General features: G+C 54.5%; 18 protein-coding genes. 1 reads left to right on the top strand and 17 read right to left on the bottom strand.

The genetic code is table 11. The annotated features are described in order from the left end of the window. Nucleotides 1–78 precede the first annotated feature (78 nt). From ldtD to cmoM, 5 genes are all read right to left on the bottom strand, one after another. Nucleotides 79–1,863 carry a L,D-transpeptidase gene (gene ldtD / locus KCR01S_RS15710; RefSeq protein ID WP_061283734.1) on the bottom strand — a complete coding sequence of 595 codons (1,785 nt, stop codon included), beginning with the start codon at nucleotides 1,861–1,863 and terminating at the stop codon, nucleotides 79–81. A gap of 289 nt (nucleotides 1,864–2,152) precedes the next feature. Further along, the gene (gene mukB, locus KCR01S_RS15705) at nucleotides 2,153–6,601 is read right to left on the bottom strand and encodes a chromosome partition protein MukB (RefSeq protein WP_061283732.1); all 4,449 of its coding nucleotides are present in this window, start codon (nucleotides 6,599–6,601) and stop codon (nucleotides 2,153–2,155) included. After that, complete coding sequence (gene mukE / locus KCR01S_RS15700; protein ID WP_061283730.1) at nucleotides 6,601–7,305, bottom strand: chromosome partition protein MukE; 705 nt, start codon at nucleotides 7,303–7,305, stop codon at nucleotides 6,601–6,603. Before mukE ends, mukB begins: the two co-directional genes overlap by 1 nt. Continuing rightward, nucleotides 7,286–8,608 carry a chromosome partition protein MukF gene (gene mukF / locus KCR01S_RS15695; RefSeq protein WP_061283728.1) on the bottom strand — a complete coding sequence of 441 codons (1,323 nt, stop codon included), beginning with the start codon at nucleotides 8,606–8,608 and terminating at the stop codon, nucleotides 7,286–7,288. The genes mukE and mukF overlap by 20 nt, the downstream gene beginning before the upstream one ends. Then, the gene (gene cmoM / locus KCR01S_RS15690) at nucleotides 8,601–9,395 is read right to left on the bottom strand and encodes a tRNA uridine 5-oxyacetic acid(34) methyltransferase CmoM (RefSeq protein WP_061283724.1); all 795 of its coding nucleotides are present in this window, start codon (nucleotides 9,393–9,395) and stop codon (nucleotides 8,601–8,603) included. The genes mukF and cmoM overlap by 8 nt, the downstream gene beginning before the upstream one ends. Before the next feature lie 128 nt (nucleotides 9,396–9,523). On the opposite strand from cmoM, the gene elyC reads away from it, so the two are divergent. After that, complete coding sequence (gene elyC / locus KCR01S_RS15685; RefSeq protein WP_061283722.1) at nucleotides 9,524–10,303, top strand: envelope biogenesis factor ElyC; 780 nt, start codon at nucleotides 9,524–9,526, stop codon at nucleotides 10,301–10,303. Here elyC and KCR01S_RS15680 read toward each other — a convergent pair. From KCR01S_RS15680 to serC, 12 genes are all read right to left on the bottom strand, one after another. After that, nucleotides 10,280–11,173: a YcbJ family phosphotransferase gene (locus KCR01S_RS15680; protein WP_061283720.1), complete on the bottom strand. Its 894-nt coding sequence runs from the start codon at nucleotides 11,171–11,173 to the stop codon at nucleotides 10,280–10,282. The genes elyC and KCR01S_RS15680 overlap by 24 nt on opposite strands. 142 nt (nucleotides 11,174–11,315) lie before the next feature. Then, nucleotides 11,316–12,062: a 3-deoxy-manno-octulosonate cytidylyltransferase gene (gene kdsB, locus KCR01S_RS15675; RefSeq protein ID WP_061283719.1), complete on the bottom strand. Its 747-nt coding sequence runs from the start codon at nucleotides 12,060–12,062 to the stop codon at nucleotides 11,316–11,318. After that, a complete protein-coding gene (gene ycaR / locus KCR01S_RS15670) occupies nucleotides 12,059–12,241 on the bottom strand; it encodes a protein YcaR (RefSeq protein WP_052284039.1) in 183 nt (60 codons plus the stop codon). The genes kdsB and ycaR overlap by 4 nt, the downstream gene beginning before the upstream one ends. Nucleotides 12,242–12,292: 51 nt before the next feature. Next, nucleotides 12,293–13,525: a winged helix-turn-helix domain-containing protein gene (locus KCR01S_RS15665; RefSeq protein ID WP_061283717.1), complete on the bottom strand. Its 1,233-nt coding sequence runs from the start codon at nucleotides 13,523–13,525 to the stop codon at nucleotides 12,293–12,295. Between the two features lie 30 nt (nucleotides 13,526–13,555). Further along, a complete protein-coding gene (lpxK, locus tag KCR01S_RS15660) occupies nucleotides 13,556–14,536 on the bottom strand; it encodes a tetraacyldisaccharide 4'-kinase (protein ID WP_061283715.1) in 981 nt (326 codons plus the stop codon). Further along, entirely contained in the window at nucleotides 14,533–16,281 is a 1,749-nt protein-coding gene (msbA, locus tag KCR01S_RS15655; RefSeq protein ID WP_061283714.1) for a lipid A ABC transporter ATP-binding protein/permease MsbA, read from the bottom strand. Before msbA ends, lpxK begins: the two co-directional genes overlap by 4 nt. Nucleotides 16,282–16,317: 36 nt before the next feature. Further along, entirely contained in the window at nucleotides 16,318–18,579 is a 2,262-nt protein-coding gene (locus tag KCR01S_RS15650) for a ComEC family protein (protein ID WP_061283712.1), read from the bottom strand. A 228-nt stretch (nucleotides 18,580–18,807) separates the two neighbouring features. Further along, entirely contained in the window at nucleotides 18,808–19,092 is a 285-nt protein-coding gene (gene ihfB, locus KCR01S_RS15645) for an integration host factor subunit beta (RefSeq protein ID WP_052284034.1), read from the bottom strand. A 152-nt stretch (nucleotides 19,093–19,244) separates the two neighbouring features. Continuing rightward, entirely contained in the window at nucleotides 19,245–20,918 is a 1,674-nt protein-coding gene (gene rpsA, locus KCR01S_RS15640) for a 30S ribosomal protein S1 (RefSeq protein WP_061283710.1), read from the bottom strand. A 113-nt stretch (nucleotides 20,919–21,031) separates the two neighbouring features. Beyond that, a complete protein-coding gene (gene cmk, locus KCR01S_RS15635) occupies nucleotides 21,032–21,715 on the bottom strand; it encodes a (d)CMP kinase (RefSeq protein ID WP_052284032.1) in 684 nt (227 codons plus the stop codon). A gap of 186 nt (nucleotides 21,716–21,901) precedes the next feature. Continuing rightward, a complete protein-coding gene (aroA, locus tag KCR01S_RS15630) occupies nucleotides 21,902–23,185 on the bottom strand; it encodes a 3-phosphoshikimate 1-carboxyvinyltransferase (protein WP_061283709.1) in 1,284 nt (427 codons plus the stop codon). Between the two features lie 71 nt (nucleotides 23,186–23,256). Further along, the gene (serC, locus tag KCR01S_RS15625; protein ID WP_061283707.1) at nucleotides 23,257–24,345 is read right to left on the bottom strand and encodes a 3-phosphoserine/phosphohydroxythreonine transaminase; all 1,089 of its coding nucleotides are present in this window, start codon (nucleotides 24,343–24,345) and stop codon (nucleotides 23,257–23,259) included. Between the last annotated feature and the right edge of the window lie 132 nt (nucleotides 24,346–24,477).

The following is a 24,477-nucleotide window of genomic DNA, read 5'->3' as shown; positions in this document are numbered from 1 at the left end:
CAGATCCGCCAGCCCTGGACGTTCGAGGCTGGCTTCAATGCTTTTTATTCGACAACTACATTACCTGAACTACTTCATTTATCTGATTAATTGTTCCGCTTTTGGCAGAATTTGTGCACCGGATCGCGCAGTAACATCATAATTGTAAATATCTGTTCGATATTGTGTCTGACCATCAGGCCCGACAAAGGCGGTCAGATAATAGAGGTTAACCGGAATATTTTGCCGGATATTAACGTAGCGGGTATTCCCCTGTTTCAGCGCATCCGAAATTCGCGCATCATTCCAGCCGGCATCCTGTAACAACATATTTGCCAGATCGGATGCTTTATTTACACGTACACATCCTGAGCTTAATGCCCTTGCATCTTTCTGGAACAGATTATGGTTCGGCGTATCGTGGAGATAAATAGCATCCGAACTGGGCATATTAAATTTATAGCGCCCTAAAGAATTACGCTCTCCCGGCGCCTGCTGGAAGCGGAACGGTAAATTCGACGCCGTGATGGTTGACCAATCAACGCGCCACGGGTCGATGGCTTCTTTGCTATTCCAGCCGCGCAAAACCGTATAGTTGTGACGTTCAAGGTAGCCTGGATCATCACGCAGTTTCGGCAGGATATCGTTACGCGCCAGGGTTGGCGGTACATTCCACGGTGGGTTCACCACCACGTTATTCAGCGCACTGCTCATCATCGGCGTTTTGCGGTCCGGACGCCCGACAATAACGCGCGAAGCCAAGGCTTCGCTACCGTTCAGGTAGTAAACCAACGAGTAGGCAGGAATATTCACCATAATGCCGGTAGAGACTTTTCCCGGGAGCAAGCGTAAACGCTGAATATTGAGTGCCAGGACGCCCGCACGCTGAGCAGAAGAGATATTTAGCCAGTCACGCGTTGATGCCCCGATCACCCCATCAGCACCCAGCCCTTGCGCCGCCTGGAAACGTTTGACCGCAGCCACCAGCGTTGGGTCGTAAGCAGCAGCGCTGGACTTCGTCGTTTTCCGGGTCTTGCCAATATTATCGCCAGGCAGCGCAATATCCGGCCCGGAGTCCAGCACGCCGTTGCGCTGCAAAATCTCGCGCAGCGCCGGAACGTCGCTACTCCATTGACCAGGACGTAAAGAAGCCGTTGAGGTCAGTTTCGGCCACGGGCGTGAATCTCCCGTCAGGGCCAACAGCGCCTGATGCATAACGGCATACTGCGGATGTTGTGGCGCCAGAGCTGCAATAAACTGCGGCAGCGCACCGCTATCAAGCGCCAGTTGCCACTGATTAATCACCGATAATGGCGGCGTCGCCAGAGTATAAGGCTTATCGCTGTACAGCCAGCGATTGCCCTGCACGGGAATACCGCTAATAAAGTGGAGGTAGCCCATCAGCGCATCGGATAACACCACATCGCGCGTCATACCACTGACGCTGGGATCGGTGAGCAGCTCTACCCAGCGGGTAAACTGCGGCTGGAAACCGGCAATCGCCACCTCGGCTAACTGCTGCTGGAAAGCGCGAACCGCGTCGCGGTTTTCCCACATCGGTTTCATTCCGCGGGCGGCATACAGCGTCACCAGCGGGTTAAGATAGACAGGTTGGTATCCGGCAGGCAAAAGAGACTGGATTTCGGCGCGACTTGCCGCCGCGGCCCCCTCGGCCAGAGGCTGACTCCCCGCCAGACTCGCCATCGCCGATGATTGCGAACCCGGGTGCTGGAGGACCGCTGACGGTTCCGCAGGCAGCGCGGTGCTATCAGATGGAACCACCTCGGGTTCATCTGCAAAAGCGGTAAACAGTGGAGCAAATGTCATTGTCAGGCACAAACTTACGGCTGACAATCGACGACCATTTTTCTTAGTAAGCAACATCCCTTGCCCCCTGTTATATATACGAAGACCCCTAACGTGGGCTTACCTTCAGTATATAAAGACAAAAACATTTTTGCCCGGTGAAATGTAAAGAAGTCTAAAGATAATAACGCGATATGGCCGTAATGAGGATAACAAAAAAGGCGACATGATGGTCGCCCTTGGTTCTGTATTCGGACCAGAAGGTCTCTGTGCGGTGCGATCGCGGCGCGCGATGGCCATCAACGCGCGAATGAAACGCACCTATCAGCCTGATAGTACTTCACTTTTCAGGTCGATAGGCCGCAGGCTACGAGGCGTCGGCGGTGCCCGGTAATGTTTCAGGAAGCTGAGCGGCAAAACCACGCAGACCCACCACATGAACGTGCTCGTGGTTATTGACCACTTTACGTACCAGCTTATAGGTTGTCCCTTTCTCCGGACTGATGTTCTCTGGTGCTGCGATAATCAGCTGCATCTCCAGTCGTTCACACAGTTCAAACAGCGTCGCGATAGAGCGGGCGTCAAGACGCGCGGCCTCATCGAGGAACAGCAGTCGGCACGGCGACAGATCTTTGCCGCGCAGACGACGCGCTTCATCTTCCCAGCTCTGAACCACCATCACCAGAATCGACATCCCGGTACCGATAGCTTCACCGGTAGACAGTGCGCCTGATTCCGCACGCAGCCAGCCGTCAGAACCACGGTTGACCTCAACTTCCATCTCCAGATAGCTACGATAGTCGAGCAGCTCTTCACCAATCGTCTGCGGGGTACGCTGCCCCATATCGATCTGTGGGTTAAGACGCTGATACAGTTTCGCCAGCGCTTCTGAGAAGGTCAGGCGATTGCTGTTAAACAGGTCCTGATGCTGTTCATGCTGCTCAGAAAGGACATCCAGCAGCATCGAGTGGGTTTCCCGCACGTTAACGTTCAGACGAACGCTGTTCACCTGGCCAAAGGAGACATTCTGCAGTCCCTGGTTCAGCTGACGAATACGGTTCTGCTCACGCTGAATCGTTTTGCGAATAATATTCGCCACGCTGCGCGAGCTAATCGCCAGCTTCTGTTCGCGGTTGGTCAGTTCTTCAGTCAGACGGCTCAGCTCAATTTCCATCTGTTCAATGGCTTCAACCGGGTCATCGGTGCGGATGATATCCTGACGGATACGCTCGCGCAGATGCTGATACACGGCGACGAAGAACTGAATTTTACGCTCCGGACGCTTCGGATCTTCCGACATACGCAGCACATCACGCAAATGTTCGTTGTCCGCTACCGCCAGGCGCAGTGCACCCAATGCCTTATCCGACATCGAACGCAAATCATCGGCAGAAAGATAGGCCAGCTCGCGGCGATGCAGACGACGTTCAACGTTGTTGTCTTTCACCAGACGCATAACGGCGCACCATCCGGCCTTCGCGCTCACCACCTGCTCACGCATTTCCAGATAATCGCGTTCCAGTTTGCGCAGCTTACGGGTCAGGTTATCCATCTCCGCTTCGCAGAAGGTCAGCGCTTTCTCCAGTTGGTTACGACGTGCACGGTTATTGCTGAGCTGGGCATGCAGTTCATCGCGGCGCGCGCGCGCGCGCTCTTCCGCTCCGGCATCCGCGCGTACGCCGATGTCTTTAAGTTCTTTATGCAGATCGTTGAGCAGCTCTTTTTTGGTGTCATACGAGCTTTTCAGCGATGCCAGCACCTGACTGTACTGGCTCACCTGCGCAGCGTGGGTACGCATCGCCTCACGTGCACGGCTACGCTCGCTTTCCGCCTGCGCAAGACGCTGGCGGAGTTTTTCGTTCAGATCGCTATTGCCGGAAAGCATATCGGCAGAGTCGGAATAACCAAAGTGAGCGCGACGCTGTACCACTTCGGTCAGCGCGAATGCCTGCTGACGGGCTTCTCGCTGTACCTGCTGTGACCAGGCAAAGTCTTCTTTTAGCTGTTCAAACTGCTGCGGATCGTTTTGCAACACTGAAGCAATAGGCTCCAGTTTCGCCAACTGATTGCCGTGCTGTTGGATAAAGCGCGCAGCTTCCTGCGCTTCATCCAGACGTTCCTGAATTTCATCGACCCTGTCGGCCAGCGTTTCATCCGCTAACAGACTCAGACGCGGCAGCAGGCGGTTCAGCAGCGCAACGCCCTCTTTCGCCTGCTCAAACTGCGCCTGTTGCTGCTGATTGTCGCTTTCATGGCTGCTGAGCGAGCGCTCAAGCTCATTGCGGCGCGTGTTCAGCTTACGGATTTCCGCTTCTGGGTCGTCATCAAAGGCCACTGACAGGTGACTACCAATGAAGCGGCTAAACGCCTGATGCAGACGCTGCGTTTTCTGTACATCAAACGACAGCGTCGCAAAACGTTCAGACAGTACTTCACGCTCAGCGTGCAGGCTTTCAATGCGACTTTCACGCGCGGCGCGACCAAACAGCGGCACCGACGGGAAGCGAGAATAACGCCACTGGCGGTCGGCAATTTTCACCACCACCGCTTTTTCCAGCTCATCAACGGCAAACACGCTGTCATCAAACGACTGCGGATCCCCTTCAATCAGATAGAGATCTTCCGGGCAATCCTCCAGCCCTTCCAGATATTCGGCGATCTGCGACAGATCCGGTACCACGATGGCATGACGCGATGGGCCATACAACGCAGAGAAGTACGGCGCATCTTCCAGGCTGACATCGTCGTAGATTTCCGACAGCAGTACGCCGCCAAAACGTTCTGCCAGTGCATTAAGGCGCTGATCTTCCGAACCGCCCGGCTGGCTTAGACGTTCAATTTCATCATCGACCGCACGTTTACGCGCTCCAACTTCATCGCGCTCAACGATAGCTTCACGTTCACGCTCCAGAAGCTGCTGCAGATACTCAGTAACGTCCTGGCTCGACTCAAACTGCTCGCCGCTTTGTTCACACAACTGGTTTAGACTATTTTGCGCAGCCAACCACACAGGCGCGCGGTGCATCAGCGCGGAAATGCGCGATTGCAGTTGCTCTTGTTCCTGACGCAGCGCCATGCGTTGATCGCGCGCATCGCTAACGCAATCGCTCAGCGCGGCGATACGAGCTTCCAGCTCGTGGTGCAGCGCTTCTAGCTCTTCGATATCGTACTGTTTACCCTGACGCTTGCAGAAATCAGCCAGCAGGCGTTCGGCCTCCTGCTGCTCGCGAAGACGTTGTTCCAGTTCGTTCAAACGGCTACGCAGCGGCTGGGCTTGTTCTGCAAGATGACGCTGGTTAACGCCATCGCGCAGCAGTTCACGGGCAATGTTCCAGGCTTCTTCGCGGGCCAGCGGACCGTTGATCGCTTCCACGATTTTGAACGCCTGCTCAAACTGGCTATGTGCGGTCTGCGACACACTCATCTTCTGCTCTAAGGTCAGCAGTTTCTCGGTCGCTTCCTGTTCTTTTGCCTGGAACGTTTCCAGCCATTCATCCGCACTTTCCGGCGTTAAATCAGGCAGATGGCAAAGCTCTTTCGCACGTTGTAACGCCTGCAGCGCCTGGGTGTACTGAATTGCGCGCGTTTGCTGTACGTCCAGCGCCTGCTGGTAATCCGCCAGCTGGCTTTTCAGTTCATCCACTTCCAGCTCAGCGGCTTCCGCCCGAGCTTCGTTTTCTTCCTGCAGATCGGCGGCTTCGGCCACCACTTCATTTTGTTCTTCCAGACGAATTTGCAGCTCGTCCAGGTCCGCTTCATAGCGTTCAATTTTTTCCTGCTGACGCAGGGCCGTTTGTACCAGATTCAGGTGGTCGCTGGCGGCCTGGTGATCGGCTTCAAGATCCCCTTCAGCCCCGTTGTGCTCCTGCAGCTCACGCGCCATATCTACGTGTTTGTACTGCTCCGCGGCCAACTGCGATCGCGAGGTAAACAGCTCACGGCGATACTCGAGCGCTTTATCCAGATGCACCCGACGTTCGTTGGCGTGGCGCATATAGTCAGCGGCCACGTAGTCGGTGGCTTCGGAGATAAGGTGTTTGAACAGGTCGCGATCGGACTGCGTCACGCGGATCGCTTCCAGCGTCATGCGGTTTTCACGCAGCGCCGCTTCCATGTCCTGGAACGCTTTGCGCACGCCGCTGTTTTCCGGCAGCAGGTAGTCGCGCAGCGAGCGGGTGATGGCGCTAGAGATACCGCCATACAGCGAAGCTTCAATCAGACGATAGAACTTACTACGGTCCGATGCGGAACGCAGACGACGCGCCACGATGCCCAGATCAAACATCAGCGAGTGATAGTCGGTAATCGAGTTGAACTGTTTGAACTGGACGCCTTCAATATTATCCAGCTTGTCTTTCAGTTCCTGTAGCGTCAGTACGCGCGCCTGGCGCTCGTTAAGCGTTTCGGTTAGCAGCTGCGTCGGCTGGAAAGAGGTCGGCAGCCCCTGAATCGCGAACGGTTTGATGTCTACTTTACGGTCTCGTCCGGCAACCTGTTGCAGACGGACGCCCACCACCACCCGCTGATTGCGCGAGTTCATCACATCCAATACCGAATAACACACGCCGGCTTTCAGCTTACCGTGCAGACCTTTATCGCGTGAACCGCTAGTCGCCCCGGCTTCGGTGGTGTTACGGAAGTGCAGCAGGGTTAAGTCCGGGATCAGCGCCGTGACGAAGGCCGCCATGGTTGTCGATTTACCCGCACCGTTACCGCCGGACAGCGTGGTAACCAGTTCATCCAGGTCGAAGGTTCGGGCAAAGAACCCGTTCCAGTTAATCAGCGTTAGCGAACGAAATTTACCGCGATCGATCATTACTCTTCCTCCCCGCTATCCTGCTGATTGTCGTCGTTCTCGTCATTGAGCTGCAGATGGTTTTCGATAGGCATCGCTTCACCGTCGCGAATCATGCGCAGCTGCGCTTCACGTGCGTCATCGCCGGAGCGCACGTCGGCACCAAAGCGGAAGACGGATTCGGTAATGCGGAACTTGCTGCTGTCATGGCCCATAAACCATACCATCCCCAAACGGCGCAGGCGGTTGAGTGAGGAACGCACTTTTTCTTGCAGTTTCTGTCGGTCGAGATCGGACCCGGTGGAGCGGTTATTCACCAGCTTCAGCAGCTTAGCTTCTTCGGCCAGCGCCAATAGCTCGTCATACAGCTCCTGCTGGGTGAAAATACCTTCATTCGCCAGACGTTCCGGGCTGAGATAGAGGTAGCAGAGGATCTTACCGACCATCATATCCAGCTCGGAGAGTACCGAACGCGGAATCAGCGTGGTGGAACGCGGGCGCAGGTAGAAAAAACCTTCCGGCGCACGGATAAGCTCCACGTTATAGCGGGCGTAAAATTCTTCCAGATACTCCTGGAAATCCATTAAAAATGCGTGATTGTCCAGCTCGTCGAGGCCAATATGGCGACCGGCACGCAGCGCGCTATCCAGCGCAGGAAAAAGAGGGTTGGCCAGAGCCTGTGCCAGTTTAACCGGCATCACTTGTTCAATATTTGTCGATGACATGCGCCTGTACCTTGGCTCCGTAATCATTAATCGACTGCCATTTTGCCGGCAGTCCGGTGAAATCTGCGTGTGCAATACCCAAACGTACCGCCTGATCAACCACGATTCGCGCAACGTCAAAGTGACGCGCACGCGGGTATTGAACCAGGTACTCTTTGACGACCAGGCCGAGATCCAGCGGTAGCTGTTTGGTTTTATAAATCGCCAGCTGCTCTTCAATCAGCGCGGCGAGCTGTTCGCGAATTTCGTTAAATTCTTCGTATTCTAAGTCCGGCGGAAGTTCCCCGGTGACCTCTTCGTCCCGCAGCGTCATCTCTTCATCACGCATATCCAACAGACGATCGGCGTTGGCATAGGTGAGCGCCCATGGCGCATCGAAATAGTTTTGCACCGACTGACGCAGGCGCTGGGCGAAGACGCGGTTTTTATCCATATCAATCGCGGTACGGATAAATTTGTGCACGTGGCGGTCATAGCCAATCCACAGGTCAATCGCCTGCTGGCCCCAGCTTACGATACGGTCGAGCTTACTTTGCAGATCGAAGACCAGGCGGTCGACAAACTGCAAATCGTTATGACTGAGCGTGGCATCCTGAATACGCAGCAGGTTCGCCTGCAGCTTATCGCCCGCAGCATCCAGCGTGTCCTGGAGCTCACGCAGCGTGCCGGACGTTTCCGACAGCAGCAGTTCACAACTGGAAATCGCCGCACGCCAGTCTTTATTCAATAGCTGAGCGATATCATCTTTAACCGACTGCTGCTGCTCGTCCATGATGCGCTGCGTCAGGTCAATACTGTCAAAAATCTCCGCCACCGAGTATTTCAGCGGCGCGTAAACGTTGCGATGCCAGTGGAACTCGTCGCCCCCTTCGTCCGCAGAGTCTGCCGCACGTTTTAATTCGCCGGCGACGATAGACAGCTGCATTGACAGGCGCAGCGTCGAAAATTCGCGCTGACGAATATAGTAGTCGGTAATGCCAATGCCCAGCGGCGTCAAACGATAGATGGCGTTCCCTTCCGTGATTTCGCTGGTAAAGCGGTTCAGCAGACGTTGGCGAACCAGGTCGTTAATCGCGTTGTTGGCACGCGTTCCGATGGTTTCACTGGTTTGCTCAAACGCATCACTGACGTGACGAAATGCATCCACCAGCTCGCCTTCCGTCATTTCACCTTCCAGTCGTTCGCCGTTCAGCGTTGCGACGGCCAGCAGAAATGAGAGCCTATCGACGGGGAGCGAGATGGCAAAATCATTTTTCCTGGCCCAGGCAACCAGTTCGGGGACTGTCTGGGAAAATTCACTCATCGTTTATCCTTGTTTCTGTCTGCGGCTTCAGCGCGGTGACATGAATATAGCGCCCCAGGCTAATATACGGTTCCTGGCGGCAATAGCGCGTTTCAAGTTCCAGCAGAATATCAAAACAGTTCTTCTGCATCTGCTTGTCGCGCAAATAGTCATGAAACACTCGCACGCCGGTTTTCCCGTTAATGTGCCAGCCTATCTCTTCCAGCCAGCTATAGACCTGCTGCGGATCGCGCGGATAGTTCGGCGACAGCGTCCGCCTTTTCTTTTTCGGCATGCCGGCAACGACGTAATCGAAGTTACCCACCACCATGTTATGCATCAACAGGCCGTTTGCATTGTAGAACATTAATGATAATGCGCCGCCCGGACGAAGCACCGACCACAGCGTTTTTAAGACGTCCAGCGGATCGGCCACCCACTCCAGCACAGCGTGAAACAATATCAGATCAACCGGGCTTTCCAAATGCTCGTCCACATCCTGGACCGCGCAATGTATGAAATGCATGTTGTCGCTCACACCTTTCTCGTCGGCCGCCTTGCGCGCACGCGCAATCATCTCCGCGGAAAGATCGCACAGCGTCACATGGTGCCCACGTTCCGCCATTTTGAGTGCTGTCTGCCCCTCCCCGCCGCCAGCATCAAGGATGCGCAGTGGTTGGGTGCCCATCGTTGCCAGCAGCGTGTCCAGATCCTGCCACAGAATAGCCTGACGCAGCTGGCCCTTGGTGGTGCCATAGATGTTGCGTGAAAACTTTTCCGCCATGTCATCAAAATTGCGATCCTGCACAGCGCATCCTTACTGACTTCGCCAGCCACAAAAGGTCTATTTTGTCACACCCACGGCGAGAATGAAGCTACCTGGTGTAATATCACTGCATTCATACGGTCAGATGCTTAAAAAAGGTACGCTACAGAATGCTTTTTATGCTGAAAAAGTATATCGGTGGAATGATGCTGCCACTGCCGCTGCTTCTTTTGCTGATAGGTTTAGGAATTGTCCTGGTTTGGTTTACGCGTTTTCAAAAACTGGGCAAAACCGCCATTACCGCGGGTTGGCTCGCCATACTGTTATTGAGCCTACAGCCGGTTGCGGATGGGCTGCTGAAACCGATTGAAGATAAGTATCCCACCTGGCGTGGCGAAGAGCCGGTGCAATATGTGGTGGTATTAGGTGGTGGTTATACCTGGAATCCCGAATGGGCACCAAGCTCCAATCTGATCAACAACAGTCTGCCGCGTTTGGCGGAAGGGATTCGCCTATGGCAAGCCCATCCTGGAGCAAAAATGATCTTCACCGGCGCCCGCGCGCTAACCAATCCGGTGAGTACCGCAGAAGCCGGTGCCCGCGTGGCGGAAAGCCTTGGCGTACCGCGCAGTGAGATCATCGTGCTGGACAGTCCAAAAGATACCGAAGAAGAGGCCAGCGCCGTTAAAGCGGCCATTGGTGATGCGCCTTTCCTGCTGGTGACTTCCGCTTCTCATCTCCCCCGGGCGATGATTTTCTTCCAACACGTTGGGCTGCACCCGCTTCCCGCTCCGGCTAACCAACTGGCCATTGTTTCACCGCTCAATCCGTGGGAGCGCATAATCCCTTCCCCGGTCTGGCTGATGCACAGCGACCGGGTCGGTTATGAGACGCTTGGCCGTATCTGGCAATGGTTGAAAGGTAACTCAGGAGAGCCAGGGGAGCAGTGATTTTGACGCGAGATCAAAATTCGCGCGGCTAAATTTACCGGTATTCACGAGTTTCTCGACTTCGTCCCACAGCAGATAGAGCCAGCGTCGCCAAAGAAACGCCTCCGCAACGGGGGCGCGCTGGAGATAATGCCACATCAGCTGTTCCGCCTGTTCGCTCTCGTGCAGGCGGAACAGGTCATATTCCCGCGGTGCCCACAAGATAGGCCCAGGCCCAACCATCGCCAGCAGCTGATCGCTGCGGGCATCCTTAAGCATACTGCGCAGCGTTAAGTGGCCGTGTACCAGCACGCAATTGTCATTGAAACCGGCAAACAGCGCATCCAGACATTCGCGCGTGCGAAATAGCAGCCGTTTGTCCTGCATCGTCAGCCCCGTACTGTGGTATAGGCTGAGGGTACCCCACAGCACTTCAATTCTCTGGCGATACCACTGAGGCCAACTGTTTTCCTGAGTGCCATCGACAAAGCCGACGCTGCCGGAACTGTCCACGCGGTGCCACGCCAGCATGGCCTCAACAATTTGATCTTTCAGGGCATCCCAACGCTGCGGGCTGCGGGTAGGCGCTTCCACTGGCACACCGCGCAGGCGCTCCAGCAGCAGGACGTCCGGTCCTGGATGTTCTTCATGCGTCATCACCCCGTATACCACCGGCATCCGAACGGTGCCGCTTCGCGCCAGCATCGATATTTTCCACGCTAGCTGGCGAGCCAGCCCCGGCGAGGAAAAGCTCCGCGCCAATAACGGCATCGGATTGCCGTTGGCATCATACAGCGACCATAGCGCGGTATCCGTCTGCTCGTTAATACACTCCACGCGGCTGAGTGATTCACCCAAAAGATGGCTGAGTTCTACACGTAGCTGTTCCATGTCAGATTGCCTCTATAAAAGCCATTGCTTTCATAATGAGCATATAGAGCGTGAATTTCACCAGACAAGATCAAAATTGCAACAGATAGTCAGGAAACATTGAGGCTGAATGCGCCCCCTGTGAACAAGGGGGCGGAGGAGATTACTTCATTTCGGCGCGAACGCGAGCCAGATCTTCTGGCGTATCAACGCCGGTGCCCGGAACTTCTTTCGCCACGGCAACGTGAATTTTTTCGCCGTACCACAGCACGCGCAGCTGTTCAAGCATCTCAATGTGCTCAAGCGGGCTTGGCGTCCAGGTGACGTAGCGGCGAATAAATCCGGCGCGGTAGCCATAGATACCAATGTGGCGCAGCAGCGTATCGCCAATCTCTTCGCGGCTTTTCGCAAAGCGGTCACGATCCCATGGAATGGTGGCGCGTGAAAAATAGAGCGCGTGGCCGTCTTTGTCCATGACCACTTTGACCGCATTCGGATTAAAGGCTTCTTCAGCGTCATGAATCGGTACTGCCAGCGTAGCCATACCGCATTGGCTGGCCGCTAAATTTTCTGCCACCTGGCGGATAATGACCGCAGGGATCATCGGCTCATCGCCCTGGACATTAACAATGACGGTATCGTCGCTGAAGCCGCACTTCTCAACCACTTCCGCCAGACGCTCAGTGCCTGACTGATGGTCAGCGCGGGTCATGCAAACCTCACCCCCGGCGGCTTCAACGGCGCTAGCCACTTCCGGGTGATCGGTTGCCACGATAATACGCTCAGCGCCGGACTCGCGCGCGCGCTCCAGCACGTGCACAATCATCGGTTTGCCGTTGATATCCTGCAGCGGTTTACCCGGCAGGCGCGTTGAGGCAAAACGCGCGGGAATAATGACGACAAAACTCATGGTCTGTTCTCTTCAGCAGCGAGCACGCGGGCTTCGGTTTCCAGCAATACGGGGATCCCGTCACGCAGGGGAAACGCCAGATTATCAAGTTTGCAAATCAGTTCTTGCTTGTCCTGGCTGTAGTAGAGTTTGCCGTTGCAAACCGGGCAGGCAATAATTTCAAGTAGACGGTGATCCATGGTTCCTCCTGATGGGCCGTATCGAAAACCAGTGCAGCATATCATAGAGCGCTAACGGTCGGCGTCAATCTCCCATCCGCCACGTTGTTCACTAAAGAGTTTTTCCGCTATTGCGCCAAGCTCAACGCGCGTTGCCCCCTGCCAGCGAGCAAAGTCATTAATGGCCAGTTTTAGCCCACGTTCGAGCTGCTGACTGACCCGCACGCCGTCTTGTAAATACAGCGCGAATATTTCCAGCACGCCGCGGCTACGGTGCATTTTGCTGTCCATGCGGCCAACGATTTCGCCACGGTGCAACAGCGGCAGCACAAAATAGCCATACTGTCGTTTAGGCGCAGGCGTGTAGCACTCAAGACGGTAGCTGAAATCAAATAGCTGCTCAGCTCGCTTGCGATCCCAGACCACAGGATCGAATGGCGACAGTACCGCGCTGTGGGTCGCATTCAGCTTACCCTCGACCGCTCGGGCGAGTTCCGGTAACAGGCTACTGTGCACCCACATCTCGCCCAGCGTATCGACATCAACAGCCACTATCTGCTGCTCATCCTGCCACTGTGCCAACAGCGCATTGAGATCGGGTTGGCGCAGACGATAATAGTCCGCCAGCCATTGAGGGCGGAAAATACCTAAGCTCCGGGCGCTATTCTCCAGCATAAGCCTTTCCGCGGCCGGTTGCGTCAGTGCATCCGTTGCATCATTCCAGTGGGGCATCACACGCTCGGTGAGATCGTAGACGCGCTGGAAGTGACGCCTTGCTACCACCATGACTTCGCCAGCCGTAAACAAACCTTCCAGATGGCGCTTGTGCGGCTTCCACGCCCACCAACCGCTTTCACCTTTGCGCGGGTGTGAAAAATCAGCAGAGCGCACCGGACCATTCTCAGCAATATGAGATTTAAGCGCTGCAATGTCCTGTGCGTGTTCACTCATCCAGCTCTGGTGATACTTCCAGCCCATCTTATGCGGCGCCAGCATCCGGTGGCGCACCAGCGGAAAATCGCTACGCGGCAGAAAGCAGGCCTCATGAGCCCAATATTCCATAAGCTCTCCGCGGGAAAGCGCCTCATCGAGCCATGTCGATGGATAAGCGCCCAGACGACTGAATAACACCAGATAAGGGCTGCGGGCCACCACGTTGATGGTGTCGATTTGCAGCAGAGACATTTGTTGGATAGTACGAAGAATATCGTGCGCTTTTGCCTGCCGGCGCGGGCGATTGAGAAGCCCCTGCGCCGCAAGGTGGAGATGACGCGCGGCGCGCAGAGTAAGATGCTGTTCAGCCATACCGGTTCCCCCGGATATCGCCGACGCCGTTTAGCGTCGTGCGAGGGTAATCAAGTCCTGTAGCAGCGTCTGCGCGCGGTCGCCGGAAAGAACAGCATCGACCGGCAGATACCACCAGTTTTCCTGCGCAAAGCGGCGGCATTTCACCGCATCTTTTTCAGTCATAATAAGCTGTTGCCCGGGTTCAACCAGCGCCCGTACGTCCGCTTCAGTGAGTGCCTTGTGGTCTGCCAGTGCAACGGTGCGTACCGGTTGTAACCCGCACTCATTTAAGGTTGCAAAAAATCGGGGAGGATGGCCAATACCGGCCATCGCGACTACGTTTTGCAACGCCGAAACCGGTAGCCTTTGATGCGTGAGTAAATTGACCGCTTCGCCAGGACGTAGAGTCATTGGGATTTCCCCAGCCTGTGGCTCTCCACCGTTAACAATCCGGGCATCAACAGATCGCAAGCGCGAAGCGCGTTCGCGCATTGGCCCTGCGGGTAGCCACCAGCCGTTGCCAAATCGGCGTACGCCATCGATAACGACAATCTCTTTGTCCCGCGCCAGACGATAGTGCTGAAGCCCATCATCCGTCACGACAAGCTGAAGATCGTGCGCGGCCAGCAGCGCTTTTACCGCATCAACGCGTACCGGAGAAACAGCCACCGGCGCACCGGTGCGCTGATATATAAGCACCGGTTCATCACCCGCCTGTGCAGTGGTGGTGTCGGCATCCAGCAGCAACGGATAGCTTTCCGCTTTGCCGCCATAGCCGCGAGAAACCACCCCCACCCTGATGCCCTGGCGCTGTAACTGCTCAACAAGCCAAATAACGACCGGGGTCTTACCGTTACCGCCGGCGGTCAGATTCCCTACCACGACAACCGGGCAAGGTGCGCGCCAGGCTTTCTTCAGGCCGATCTGATAGCAAAGTCGGATGAGGCCGCTCACCAGGCCGTACAGCCAGGAAAGCGGCAACAGCAGTAGCCAAAGCGGCGATTCGCCCGACCAGATTTTAGCTATCATTCGCCAAACTGCATTTTATGCAGTTGCGCATACACGCCGCGCTGCTCAAGCAAATCACTGTGGCTACCGCGTTCGACAATCTGCCCCTCTTCGACCACGATAATTTCGTCGGCCTGTTCAATGGTAGAGAGACGGTGCGCGATAACCAGCGAGGTGCGGTTTTTCTGCAGTTCATCTAGCGCCGACTGAATCGCACGTTCAGATTCGGTATCCAGCGCAGACGTGGCTTCATCAAGGATCAAAATCGGGCTGTTGCGCAGCAGCGCACGCGCAATGGCAATACGCTGACGTTGACCGCCGGAGAGCAGCACGCCGTTTTCACCAATAATCGTGTCGAGGCCATTATCCATTTTGTTGATAAAGTCCATCGCATAGGCCATGCGTGCCGCATCTTCAATCTGCTCACGGCTGAACTCTTCCGTGCGCGCATAGGCAATGTTGTTGGCGACGGTATCGTTGAACAGATGCACGTTTTGTGAGACCAATGCGACCTGATTACGTAGCGCGGAGAGCTTGTACTCGCGTAAATCATGACCATCGAGCAGGATTTCACCTTCATCGATATCATAAAAACGGGTCAACAGGCTGGCGATAGTGGATTTGCCCGAACCGGAGCGACCAACCAGAGCCACCGTTTTCCCTTCCGGGATCGCGAGGTTGATATTACGCAGTGCCGGTGTTTCGCGGCCTGGGTAGGTAAAGGTGACGTTACGGAACTCAATCGCCCCTTTCGCACGCTCAATTTCCAGTTTGCCTTCGTCTTTTTCTTGCTCACTATCAAGAATCGCAAACAGCGTCTGACAGGCAGCCATCCCACGCTGGAACTGCGCATTGACGTTGGTCAGCGATTTCAGCGGACGCATCAGAGCAATCATTGAGGAGAAGACCACGGTGATGGTACCGGCAGTTAACGTTTCCATGACGCTTGGGAAACTTGCGGCATAGAGAACAAACGCCAGCGCCAGAGAAGCAATCAGCTGAATGATCGGATCAGAAATCGATGACGCGGAGACCAGCTTCATCCCCTGCAGACGCATCTTGTTGCTGACTTTATCAAAGCGATGGGATTCTACGGCCTGACCGCCGAACATCAGCACTTCTTTATGCCCTTTCAGCATCTGTTCAGCGCTGGTAGTAACCTGACCCATCGTGTTTTGCATGTTTTTACTGATGCTACGGAAGCGCTTGGAGACCACGCGAATCGCAATCGACACAATAGGTGCCAGAACGATAAGAATGACCGACAGCTGCCAGCTGTAGTAAAACATCATGATGAACAGACCAATGATCGACGCACCTTCACGCACCACGGTAATCAGCGCGCTTGAAGAAGATGACGCGACCTGTTCGGAGTCATAGGTAATACGCGACAGCAGCGTCCCGGTGGACTGCTTGTCGAAGAATGAGACCGGCATCCCCATCATATGGCTAAACAGCCGACGGCGCATGGTCATAACCACTTTGCCAGAAACCCAGGAGATACAGTAGCTTGAAACATAGCTTGTGATACCACGCAGGATCATCAAGCCAATAACGACCAGCGGCATCCAAAGCAGCACTGAGCGATCTGTTTTACCAAAACCATCATCCAGTAATGGTTTAAGAAGCGATAACATGAAGGTATCGCTGGCCGCGTTAAGGACTAACGCAATGGCCGCCACGATCAACCCTGCTTTAAACGGCGCGATAGTCGGCCAGAGTCGGCGGAAGGTCTGCCACGTGGAGAGATCTTTGTCGTTCTGCATTCAAAAAACCAGCTTATGTTGAAATAGCCGCATATTCTACCCGTTATCGCGAGTCTCGCCAAACCACTGATGATACCAACGCTGTAAAAGTTGATCTCGTAAGCCCTCAATCTTCCAGCCATTCGCGCTGAAAGTGACGGTTATCTGCCCCTGATGAGGGGTATCAAACCAGGCGTAATGATGTTGAAGATAGCGTGCCTTTATTTTTGAAGAAGGCAGCCGCCATGCGTTATAGCGAGATGCAGAAGCCAGCGCCGCAGCTCCTCCTACCCGTTGGATAAACGCTACCCCTGACGATGTCGAACTGCCGTGATGTGGAACCTGAATAATTGTAGACGCAAATGGTTGCCAGAAACGGCTAATCATGGCCATTTCCGCCGGGAATTCAATATCTCCCGTCAGCAGAATGCTGTTTTTACCCTCACTGACCTTCACCACGCATGAACTATTGTTCCCTTTTGGCGCTTTTCCAGCTAATGGCCAGAGTACGCGGAAGGTCAGCCCCTGCCAGTGCCATCGCTCACCTCGTGCACAGGGCAGATGCCCTTCCCAACCAAGTGGGCTTCTGATCCACGTCTGCGGCCATGCCTGCTGCACGGAGCCCAGCCCGCCACGATGATCCAGATGATCGTGGCTCAGGACGATCCCCTGCAGCGTGAGCCCATGCCAGCGCAGCCAGGGAACGATCAATTGTTCACCGCTGTCACCATCGGGCCATGCCAGCCCCGTATCATAGAGCAGGGCTTTATCTCCCCTGACAATCACCACCGCCAGACCCTGTCCCACATCCAGCATCACAACCTGCCACCGATCCTGAGGTGTTTTTCGCCACAGTGGAAATGAGAGCAGCACTGCGAGGGAGAGCCAAAGCGCGGGAAAGCGCCGCCATGCATGCAAACGCCACACAATCACTGCCAGCCATGGGAGCAGCGATACTCCCAGCCAGGCCACGCCAATATTCAGCCATCCGGTTGGTAGTCTCTGCAAATAATCAAAGAGCAGCGCTAACACACCATTGGCGCAACGCCACACCATCATCTCTATCATGTCGGGTGCGAACAGGTGTAAAAACATGGCCAGTAAAATGAGCGGCACGGCGAGCAAAGTCACCACGGGCACAGCAACAACATTTGCTAGCAATGAGGTGAGGCTTATGCCGTGAAAAAGGGCAATCTGCGCGGGCGACAGCAACAGCGATAATCCGATCTGCAAATGCATAAGGCTCGCCAGTGGCCTAAGGAAACGCGGAAAGCGCCCACGTGGCAATGGCGCCCATTGATACCAAAAAATCAGTACGCCGACCGCAAATACCGACAACCACAAACTGTCTGAGAGCACCGCCAAGGGATCGATAAATACGATTGCGGCCAGACAACACAGCCACACTTCCCACGCCGTCCACTGCCGGCCGCTCAAACGTAATGCGTACCACATCGATGCGGCCACAACGGTGCGTAACGCAGGGGGTTGCATCCCCGTCAGCATGGCATAGCCGATTGCCGTAAAAAGCGCGACAACCGAGGGTAGGCGCCAGCAAATGAGCCACCCGGGCAAGAAAAATTGCACGCCGCGAACAAACAACCATCCCAGTGAGGCACCGAGTGCTATATGCAGTCCAGAAATGGCCATTAAATGCGAGGTCCCGGTTTGCTGCATCAGCATTTTGATTTCCGGAGCCACCGATAGACGCTCACCCAGGCCTAGCGCCAGCATCACATCGCGCCACGGCAGGTCAGCCAGCGATGCTTGCAGCGAAGCCAGAAACCGAGCGCGAAGGCTACATCGTCTGTCGATGGGTTGCGCTTTAACAATCCGCCCGGTCAGCGGGCGATTTTGTGAGAGTGCGTAACGCTGGGCATCAAAACCGCCGTCATTGAGCTGCCCGTGGACGGCGCGCACGCTCACCGTCATTTGCCAGCGCTGTCCAACGCAGGGGGCTTGTGGTAGATAGCTCCCATATAATGCTATTTCCGTTTGCGGAAAATATCGCCGCCCTTCCAGCCGCAGCATTGCGCCCCGATGGCTGGTTTGCCCATCCGTTTGCGTGATGACTATCTCCATGTGCCGGTTTTTGCCCGGTAGCATTTGCGCTGGCAACAGCACCTGCCATGCAGCAAAAACTCCCCAACAAAATAGGAGCCCGATAAGAGACGCAGCCCGCCCTGCTCGCCCAAATAACGCCAAAGCAATCACTCCTGGCATAGCGAGTTTAAGGGTATCTGGCGAAGGCAATTCCGGCAGTACGCTTATTGGAAGAATGCCCAACAGTGCGCAGCCGGCCAGCTGTGGTAAACGCATTAACACCTCCTTGTCGTCAGAAGTGTGGCGCGGTGGACTGCTGCTGTCGTCTTGCTAAAGTTGGCTTTAGGTGGGGAATTCCAGAGAAACGGTCAATGCGATGGCGCGTTACAGCGAATGTACGAGGCGGATTCCAGACAGCATGCAATGCTTAAGGGGAGCAGAAACGAAAAAAGCACCCGTAGGTGCTTTTCTCTCAATCAAGTTTTTCGCACAGGCGATAAAAACTCAATCGTAAATATTGGCGCGATCGCGCAGTTCTTTACCCGGCTTGAAGTGCGGCACGTATTTGCCTTCCAGTTCCACTTTGTCGCCAGTTTTCGGGTTACGCCCGGTACGTGGTGCTCTGTAGTGCAGAGAGAAGCTGCCGAAACCGCGGATTTCAATGCGCTCACCCTCAGCAAGAGTTGAGGCCATATGCTCCAGCATCTCTTTCACCGCATCTTCCACTGCTTTTGCAGGGATATGGGATTGCTGGCTGGCAAGTCTTTCAATCAATTCTGACTTGGTCATGATTCCTCCGGTTTCCTTTTAAGGAAAATTAGCTAACAGCTTATTAAACAAGGGCGGCCGTAGCCGCCCTTTGTGCTAGATTACAGGCCTAAACCTGCAATCTGTCAAGTAAACTCATCACAATTCAGGTTGTTAAACCCGAATCAGCAAGATTACTCGCCTTTAGCTGCTTTGAATGCTTCAGCCATAGCGTTGGAGAAGTTGCCGTCTTCCTGTTTGTTGTTAACAGTAGCGATTGCATCTTTCTCGTCAGCTTCGTCTTTAGCACGAACAGACAGGCTAATTGCGCGGTTTTTACGATCAACGCCGGTGAATTTAGCTTCAACGTCATCGCCAACGCTCAGAACCAGAGTTGCATCTTCAACGCGGTCACGGGATGCTTCAGAAGCACGCAGGTAACCTTCAACGCCGTCGGCCAGTTCTACGGTTGCGCCTTTCGCGTCAACTGCAGTTACTTTACCGTTAACGATAGCGCCTTTCTTGTTCAGAGCAACCCAGTTGTTGAACGGATCTTCTGCGAGCTGTTTAACGCCCAGGGAGATACGTTCACGCTCTGCGTCAACCTGCAGAACAACTGCTGCGATTTCGTCGCCTTTTTTGTATTCACGAACTGCTTCTTCGCCTGTAGCGTTCCAGGAGATGTCAGACAGGTGAACCAGGCCGTCGATGCCGCCGTCCAGGCCGATGAAGATACCGAAGTCAGTGATAGACTTGATTTTACCTTCAACGCGGTCGCCCTTGTTGTGGGTTTCTGCGAACTGCTGCCATGGGTTGTTTTTGCACTGCTTCAGACCCAGGGAGATACGACGACGTTCTTCGTCGATATCCAGAACCATAACTTCCACTACGTCACCAACGTTAACAACTTTGGATGGGTGGATGTTTTTGTTGGTCCAATCCATTTCGGATACGTGTACCAGGCCTTCAACGCCTTCTTCGATTTCAACGAAGCAGCCGTAGTCGGTCAGGTTGGTCACGCGGCCAGTCAGTTTGGTACCTTCTGGATAACGCTTAGCGATAGCTACCCATGGATCTTCGCCCAGCTGTTTCAGGCCCAGAGATACACGAGTACGCTCGCGGTCGAACTTCAGCACTTTAACAGTGATTTCGTCGCCAACGTTTACGATTTCGCTTGGATGCTTAACGCGTTTCCATGCCATATCAGTGATGTGCAGCAGGCCGTCAACGCCGCCCAGATCAACGAATGCACCGTAGTCAGTGAGGTTCTTAACGATACCTTTAACTTCCATGCCTTCCTGCAGGTTTTCCAGCAGCTGATCGCGCTCTGCGCTGTTTTCGGATTCGATCACGGCACGACGAGAAACAACAACGTTGTTACGTTTCTGGTCCAGCTTGATTACTTTGAACTCAAGCTCTTTGCCTTCCAGGTGCAGCGTATCGCGCACTGGACGAACGTCTACCAGGGAACCTGGCAGGAACGCACGAATACCGTTCAGCTCAACAGTGAAGCCACCTTTAACTTTGCCGTTGATAACACCAACAACAGTTTCAGCGTCTTCGTATGCTTTTTCCAGCGTGATCCAAGCTTCGTGACGCTTAGCTTTTTCACGGGACAGCAGGGTTTCGCCGAAGCCGTCTTCTACTGCGTCCAGCGCAACGTCAACTTCGTCACCGACCTGGATTTCCAGCTCGCCGGCTGCGTTTTTGAACTGCTCTGCAGGGATTGCAGATTCAGATTTCAGGCCCGCATCAACCAGAACGATGTCTTTGTCGATAGCAACAACAACACCACGAACGATGGAACCCGGACGGGTTTCGATTGTTTTTAAAGATTCTTCAAATAGTTGAGCAAAAGATTCAGTCATGTTTAATCTTCGAAGTTAGATTTAACGTCCACCTGACACCTTGTCGGATGGGGTTGTTTCACATACCCGCTGTCAATCCATTGCAACGGGGGTACTACAAATTCTGTCGCGTTTTACGCGAGTGCCAATTTCTGGCGCGCATAGTCTAACGCTTTTTCAATTACTTGCTCAATGCTTAAGGTGGTGGAATCCAACACTAAAGCATCAGCAGCAGGGACCAGTGGCGCAACAGCACGATTACGATCGCGGTCATCACGTTCCTTTATCTCTGCCAAAAGGCGCTCAAAGTTAACACTAAAGCCCTTTTCCTGCAACTGTAGCATGCGGCGGTTGGCACGTTCTTCCGATGAAGCATCCAGGAAGATTTTTACCGGCGCATCCGGGAAGACCACGGTGCCCATATCACGGCCATCGGCAATCAGGCCTGGCGCTTCGCGGAACCCGCGCTGGCGGCGCAGCAGCGCCTCACGAACGCGTGGGAATGCCGCAACCTGAGACGCCGCATTGGCAACGTCCTGGGTCCGGATTTCGCCGCTGACGTCTTCACCTTCAAGGATAACTTCCAGCGTCCCATCGGTCGAAACAAAGCGCACGTCAAGGTGAACAGCCAATGGAACTAGCGCATCTTCCGACGTCACGTCGACATGATGATGCAACGCAGCTAAAGCCAGTACGCGATAAATCGCGCCAGAGTCCAGTAAATGCCATTGCAATGCTTCTGCCATGGCTTTGCACAGTGTGCCTTTACCCGCGCCACTTGGGCCATCAATGGTAATTACCGGGGCAATTGCCGTCATCTCTATCTCCTTAATAAAAGGCATATTCAACGTAAACGCCGCGCATTATACGCATCTCTGCGCCAGACGGTTACTTTTGTCTGCGAATTCCAGAATTAGGCCTAAGAAGTGCAGGAGAATAGATAAGTATAGTGGGCTGGCAGGACGCCAGCCCGGAAAGTGTACTTTTTTACGCTAGCGTCGGGCTCAGGCTAGGGTGCTGATCCGCGCCAATTGTTCGAAATAATCCGGGAAGGTTTTCGCCGTGCATTTCGGGTCAAGAATGGTGACAGGCGTATCAGACAGCGCCACCAGCGAGAAGCACATCGCCATACGGTGATCGTTATAGGTGCCGATTTCCGCAAAGTTCAGCGACGCAGGCGGCGTAACGCGAATGTAGTCCTCGCCCTCTTCCACTTCCGCGCCAACTTTACGCAGCTCGGTAGCCATAGCAAACAGGCGGTCAGTCTCTTTCACGCGCCAGTTGTAGATATTGCGCAGCGTGGTGGTGCCTTTGGCGAACAGTGCAGCAGTGGCGATGGTCATGGCCGCATCAGGGATATGGTTCATGTCCATATCGATGGCGTTTAGTTCACCGCGAGTACAGGCAATAAAATCATCGCCCCAGGTCACGGTCGCGCCCATTTTTTCCAGCACATCCGCAAAACGGATATCGCCCTGAACGCTATGACGACCAATACCGGTCACTTTCACCGTGCCGCCTTTAATCGCACCCGCGGCAAGGAAATAGGACGCGGAGGACGCATCGCCTTCCACCAGATATTGGCCTGGAGAGACATACTGCTGGCTACCGCGCACAACAAAGCGCTGGTAGTGGTGGTTTTCCACTTCCACACCAAAGGTTTTCATCAGATGCAGAGTGATATCGATATACGGTTTCGAAACCAAATCGCCTTTGATAGCAATCGTGGTGTCCTGCGGCGCCAGCGGAGCCGTCATCAGTAACGCGGTCAGGAACTGGCTGGATACGCTGCCGTCAACCTCGACATTCCCCCCGGTGAAACCGCCTTTCAGGCGCAGCGGCGGATAATTTTCCTGCTCCAGATAATCAATCTGAGCACCGCCCTGGCGCAGCGCATCGACCAGATGGCCAATAGGGCGTTCTTTCATACGCGGTTCGCCGGTCAGCACAATGTTATTCTGACCCAGGCATAACGCCGCCGCCAGCGGGCGCATTGCCGTTCCTGCGTTGCCGAGGAACAGTTCCAGCTCGTCAGTAGACTGCAGCATGCCTGCATTACCGGTGACTTCACAACGGGTACGGTCGGCGGACAGGGTATAGTGAATTCCCAGAGCCTTCAGCGCGTTGAGCATGTGGCGAACATCATCGCTGTCCAGCAGATTGGTCAGGACAGTCGTACCACGAGCCAATGCCGCCAGCAGCAAAGCGCGGTTCGACACGCTTTTAGAACCGGGCAGATTAATGGTGCCGTCGACACGCGCGATAGGTTGTAACGTCAGGGATTCCATGAAACTCAACTCTCTAAAACAGAAGTAAAAACCCCACGGGATGACCGTGGGGATGAATAGATATAGCCAGATTAACCGTGACGGCGTTCGAAGTCTTGCATGAAGTCCGTCAGCGCCTGTACGCCTGCCAGCGGCATCGCGTTATAGATAGAAGCACGCATCCCGCCGACCACGCGGTGGCCTTTCAGCGAATGCAGACCCGCAGCAAAGGACTCTTCGAGGAACACTTTGTCCAGTGCGCTATCAGCCAACTGGAACGGAACGTTCATGCGGGAGCGGTTAGCGCTCGCCACGTCGTTACGGTAGAAATCGCTGCCATCAATGGTGCTATACAGAAGATCGGCCTTCTGTTGATTGATGCGATCCATCGCCTCTACGCCGCCCTGCTCTTTCAGCCATTTGAACACCAAGCCTGAGAGATACCAGGCAAAGGTCGGCGGCGTGTTGAACATGGAGTCGTTGTCATTGAGCACGGTGTAATCAAGGATCGACGGACAGGCTACGTGTGCTTTACCCAACAGATCTTCACGCACGATCACCAGCGTTAACCCAGCAGGACCGATATTTTTCTGCGCACCCGCATAAATAACGCCGTAGCGGCTGACGTCAATCGCGCGGGACAGGATAGTGGAGGAGAAATCGGCAGCCACCACAACGTCTTTGCCAAAGTCTGGCGTTTCTTCAATAGCAATACCGTCGATAGTTTCGTTCGGGCAGAAGTGCAGGTACGCCGCGTTGTCGGAGAGCTGCCATTCACGCATTGGTTTCACGGCGCGTTTACCATCAATGGTGACTTTGGCATCAATCACGTTCGGGGTGCAGTATTTTTTCGCTTCCTTCACCGCGCTGGCGGCCCAGTAGCCGGCATCAACGTAGTCGGCGGTGGTTTTATCGCCCAGGATATTCAGTGGAACGCCAGCAAACTGGCCGCGGCCGCCGCCATGACAGAACAGCACTTTGTAGTTGGAAGGAATATTAAGCAAGTCGCGGAAATCTTTTTCTGCTTCTTCTGCCACCTGAATAAACTCTTTTCCACGGTGGCTAACTTCCATCACCGACGTGCCTAATCCGTTCCAGTCGCAAAGTTCTTGCTGTGCCAGTTTAAGAACATCTGCCGGTAACATCGCCGGACCTGAACTGAAATTAAAAACCTGAGCCATTTTCCCTCACCACGCTAAAAGCCATAAGTAATAACTGTGGATATCGGTTTTATCATTCAGTGACACGCGCCGCAATGTCTAAAACCTTTCGCCAGTGAAATGTGGCCCCGGTCACACAAAACATTCTGCCAC

The sequence above is a fragment of the Kluyvera cryocrescens NBRC 102467 genome, assembly GCF_001571285.1.
Taxonomy (GTDB): Bacteria; Pseudomonadota; Gammaproteobacteria; order Enterobacterales; family Enterobacteriaceae; genus Kluyvera; species Kluyvera cryocrescens.
The sequence above is the reverse complement of the archived record's forward strand: the minus strand, read 5'-3'. Positions and strand labels throughout refer to the sequence as shown.

What these genes read in the sequence shown, in the direction of transcription:
- ldtD (WP_061283734.1), bottom strand. Translation starts at nt 1,863, where the DNA reads ATGTTGCTTACTAAGAAAAATGGTCGTCGATTGTCAGCCGTAAGTTTG.
- mukB (WP_061283732.1), bottom strand. Translation starts at nt 6,601, where the DNA reads ATGATCGATCGCGGTAAATTTCGTTCGCTAACGCTGATTAACTGGAAC.
- mukE (WP_061283730.1), bottom strand. Translation starts at nt 7,305, where the DNA reads ATGTCATCGACAAATATTGAACAAGTGATGCCGGTTAAACTGGCACAG.
- mukF (WP_061283728.1), bottom strand. Translation starts at nt 8,608, where the DNA reads ATGAGTGAATTTTCCCAGACAGTCCCCGAACTGGTTGCCTGGGCCAGG.
- elyC (WP_061283722.1), top strand. Translation starts at nt 9,524, where the DNA reads ATGCTTTTTATGCTGAAAAAGTATATCGGTGGAATGATGCTGCCACTG.
- KCR01S_RS15680 (WP_061283720.1), bottom strand. Translation starts at nt 11,173, where the DNA reads ATGGAACAGCTACGTGTAGAACTCAGCCATCTTTTGGGTGAATCACTC.
- kdsB (WP_061283719.1), bottom strand. Translation starts at nt 12,062, where the DNA reads ATGAGTTTTGTCGTCATTATTCCCGCGCGTTTTGCCTCAACGCGCCTG.
- ycaR (WP_052284039.1), bottom strand. Translation starts at nt 12,241, where the DNA reads ATGGATCACCGTCTACTTGAAATTATTGCCTGCCCGGTTTGCAACGGC.
- KCR01S_RS15665 (WP_061283717.1), bottom strand. Translation starts at nt 13,525, where the DNA reads ATGGCTGAACAGCATCTTACTCTGCGCGCCGCGCGTCATCTCCACCTT.
- lpxK (WP_061283715.1), bottom strand. Translation starts at nt 14,536, where the DNA reads ATGATAGCTAAAATCTGGTCGGGCGAATCGCCGCTTTGGCTACTGCTG.
- msbA (WP_061283714.1), bottom strand. Translation starts at nt 16,281, where the DNA reads ATGCAGAACGACAAAGATCTCTCCACGTGGCAGACCTTCCGCCGACTC.
- KCR01S_RS15650 (WP_061283712.1), bottom strand. Translation starts at nt 18,579, where the DNA reads ATGCGTTTACCACAGCTGGCCGGCTGCGCACTGTTGGGCATTCTTCCA.
- ihfB (WP_052284034.1), bottom strand. Translation starts at nt 19,092, where the DNA reads ATGACCAAGTCAGAATTGATTGAAAGACTTGCCAGCCAGCAATCCCAT.
- rpsA (WP_061283710.1), bottom strand. Translation starts at nt 20,918, where the DNA reads ATGACTGAATCTTTTGCTCAACTATTTGAAGAATCTTTAAAAACAATC.
- cmk (WP_052284032.1), bottom strand. Translation starts at nt 21,715, where the DNA reads ATGACGGCAATTGCCCCGGTAATTACCATTGATGGCCCAAGTGGCGCG.
- aroA (WP_061283709.1), bottom strand. Translation starts at nt 23,185, where the DNA reads ATGGAATCCCTGACGTTACAACCTATCGCGCGTGTCGACGGCACCATT.
- serC (WP_061283707.1), bottom strand. Translation starts at nt 24,345, where the DNA reads ATGGCTCAGGTTTTTAATTTCAGTTCAGGTCCGGCGATGTTACCGGCA.